Genomic DNA, 2,902 nt, shown 5'->3' with positions numbered 1-2,902 from the left:
AAGCAGCATATAGTTCAGGAAAACCAGCATTAGGAGTTGGAGCAGGAAATTCACCGGCATACATTGAAAGAACAGCAGATATAAAAAAAGCTGTTAGCAATATAATGGCAAGTAAAACTTTCGATAATGGAACAATTTGTGCATCAGAGCAGTCGATAATTTGTGAAATTTGCAATGAGGCTGAAGTCATAGAAGAACTTAGACAATGTGGGGGATATTTTATGACAGAAGAAGAAACCGAGAAGGTTTGTAAGTTACTTTTCAAGCAAGGGCATATGATGAATGCTAAATTTGTTGGAAGAGCAGCTGATGTAATAGCAAAGGCAGCAGGGGTTGAGGTTCCGATTGGGACAAAGGTTCTAATTGGAAGACAAGATGGAGTAGGTGAAGGATACCCACTATCTTATGAAAAGTTAACTACAGTTTTAGGTTTCTATACAGTTAATGATTGGTATGAAGCATGTGATTTAAGTATAGAATTACTGCAAAATGGAATAGGGCATACTATGAGTATTCATACAGAAGATAGAGACATAGTATTAAAATTTGCTAGAAAACCAGCATCACGTATTTTAGTTAATACTGGTGGAACACAAGGTGGAACAGGTGCGAGCACAGGTCTTATGCCATCATTTACACTTGGATGTGGAACATGGGGAGGAAGTTCAATTTCTGAAAATGTTACACCGATGCATCTAATAAATTTAAAAAGAGTAGCTTATGGATTAATTGATTGTGTGGATTTATTGGATGAAGGAGCACAGGAGACTAAAGAGGATGTAGAGGCAATGAAGATGAGTCCATCAGAAATATCTCAAGCATCAACTGAAAATATAGATATTTGCAAAGATATATTAAAGAATAATATGGATAACAATGAACTTTTAAGTCTTGTGAATCAAATTATAGCAACTATGAAGAGGTAATACTCATGCAAAATAATTTAGAAGAAGTATTAAAGCTATTGTTGACGGCTATGAATCAAAATAAAGAACGAGAAAAAAAGGTGAAAGACTCTTTTGAAATTCCGGTAGGAATTTCAAATAGGCACATACATCTTGCACAAAGAGAAGTAGATGCTTTATTTGGAAAAGGGTATTCACTTACAAAATTAAAAGATTTAAGTCAACCGGGAGAGTTTGCATGTAAGGAAACAATAACTATATGTGGACCTAAAGGGGCAATAGAAAAAGTTAGAGTTTTAGGACCAATAAGAAGTAAAACACAGGTTGAAATATCACTAGGTGATTCAATAAAAACGGGAGTAGCACCTAGTGTACGACTATCAGGGGATTTAAAAAATACATCAGGGATTGCTTTAGTTGGAACAATGGGAAGTGCATTAATACAAGAAGGTGTAATAGTGGCTCAAAGACATATTCACATGACAAATAGTGATGCACAGCATTTCAATGTGTCGGATGGAGAAGTAGTATCTATAGAAGTAGATGGAATACGAGGGGGGATATTAAAAAATGTTAATATTCGAACCAACGATAATTTTAAGCTTGAATGTCATTTAGATGTAGAAGAAGCGAATTCACTTGGTATTACATCAAAATCAAAAATAAAAATTGTTAAATAATAAAAATTAAAATAAATTAAAAAGAAAGATTTTAGGAGGATTTTAATATGAAATATGATGCTTTAGGAATGATTGAGACAAAGGGATTAATAGGGTCAATAGAGGCTGCAGATGCAATGGTTAAAGCTGCAAATGTTTATTTAATAGGAAAGGAATATGTTGGTGGAGGTCTTGTAACGGTTATGGTTAGAGGTGATGTAGGAGCTGTTAAAGCTGCTACAGATGCTGGAGCAGCGGCAGCACAAAGAGTTGGTGAATTGGTTTCAGTACATGTAATCCCAAGACCACACTCAGAAGTTGAAGTTATACTTCCAGCAAGTAAAGAAGAAAAATAAGTTAGAATAAATAAATTTGAATTATTAAAAAAATGGTTGCTAATAATATAGTGAAATTAGGTTTAGAGATTTAATATTAAAAGAGTAGGATATAAAATATCTTGCTCTTTTTATATGTTGATATAGCAGGTTTGATTTGTAGTTTGGAAGATCTCTGAATAGAGGAAATCTTGTGAAGACAATAATGGCAAACTATATATTAGAAGGAATTTATTTCTATTCAGGATTTATGTTCTTCTACAACCTAGAGAGAAATGGTAAAATGCCAGGTTCAGCACAAGAGATAAGATATATAAACAGAGATGAAAATACACACCTTTGGTTATTCAGAAGTATTATAAGAGAACTTCAAAAAGAAGAACCAGAATTATTTACAGAAGAATTAAAAGAAGAACTAAGACAAATGATGAAAACTGGTGTAGATAACGAAATTGAATGGGGACATTATGTAATTGGTGATAGAGTTCAAGGAATAAATAAGAAGCTTATAGAAGATTACATAAAATATTTAGGAAATATGAGATTAGAAGCAATTGGACTTCAAAAGTTATATAGAGGATATGATAGTAATCCTGCAGAATGGGTTGATAGACAAGCGGATGCGAATTCTGTAAAAACAGATTTTTTTGAAGCAAAATCAACAGCATATGCAAAAGCTGCAACATTAATAGATGACTTATAAAAAATGCGAAGAAACCTTATGGAAACATAAGGTTTCTTTTGATTTAAAAACATATTAATCCTAAAAAAGTAAAACTTTAACATTCATAAGATGTATGATACAATGATGATAAGCTTACGAATTTACAAGAGAATTATATATACTTTGGTTTCAAATTGAAGGAGTATTAAGAGTATGAATGAATTTAATATTAAAACACAAATTTATTTTGGTGAAGGTGCAATAGAAAAATTAAGTGAGATAAAAAATAAAAGAGTTTTGCTAATTTGTGATGAATTTATGGAAAAATCAGGAATAGCT

At 32.1% G+C, this 2,902-nt stretch carries 2 protein-coding genes and 2 pseudogenes; all 4 read left to right on the top strand.

From position 1 onward, the window contains the following. Positions 1-926 (top strand): annotated as a pseudogene (locus tag ACRC28_RS12155) (acetaldehyde dehydrogenase (acetylating)); the annotation flags it as partial. 5 nt (positions 927-931) lie between these two features. After that, positions 932-1,585, top strand: coding sequence for a phosphate propanoyltransferase (locus tag ACRC28_RS12150; RefSeq protein ID WP_438543711.1), 654 nt, complete (start codon positions 932-934; stop codon positions 1,583-1,585). A gap of 47 nt (positions 1,586-1,632) precedes the next feature. Beyond that, positions 1,633-1,920, top strand: coding sequence for an ethanolamine utilization microcompartment protein EutM (gene eutM / locus ACRC28_RS12145; protein WP_438543710.1), 288 nt, complete (start codon positions 1,633-1,635; stop codon positions 1,918-1,920). 166 nt (positions 1,921-2,086) lie between these two features. Beyond that, positions 2,087-2,602 (top strand): annotated as a pseudogene (locus ACRC28_RS12140) (ribonucleotide-diphosphate reductase subunit beta); the annotation flags it as partial. Positions 2,603-2,902: the final 300 nt, after the last annotated feature.

The sequence above is a fragment of the Clostridium sp. genome, assembly GCF_051650885.1.
Lineage (GTDB): Bacteria > Bacillota > Clostridia > Clostridiales > Clostridiaceae > Clostridium.
The sequence above is the reverse complement of the archived record's forward strand: the minus strand, read 5'-3'. Positions and strand labels throughout refer to the sequence as shown.

Coding starts and splice junctions, on each gene's coding strand:
- ACRC28_RS12150 (WP_438543711.1), top strand. CDS start 932: ATGCAAAATAATTTAGAAGAAGTATTAAAGCTATTGTTGACGGCTATG.
- eutM (WP_438543710.1), top strand. CDS start 1,633: ATGAAATATGATGCTTTAGGAATGATTGAGACAAAGGGATTAATAGGG.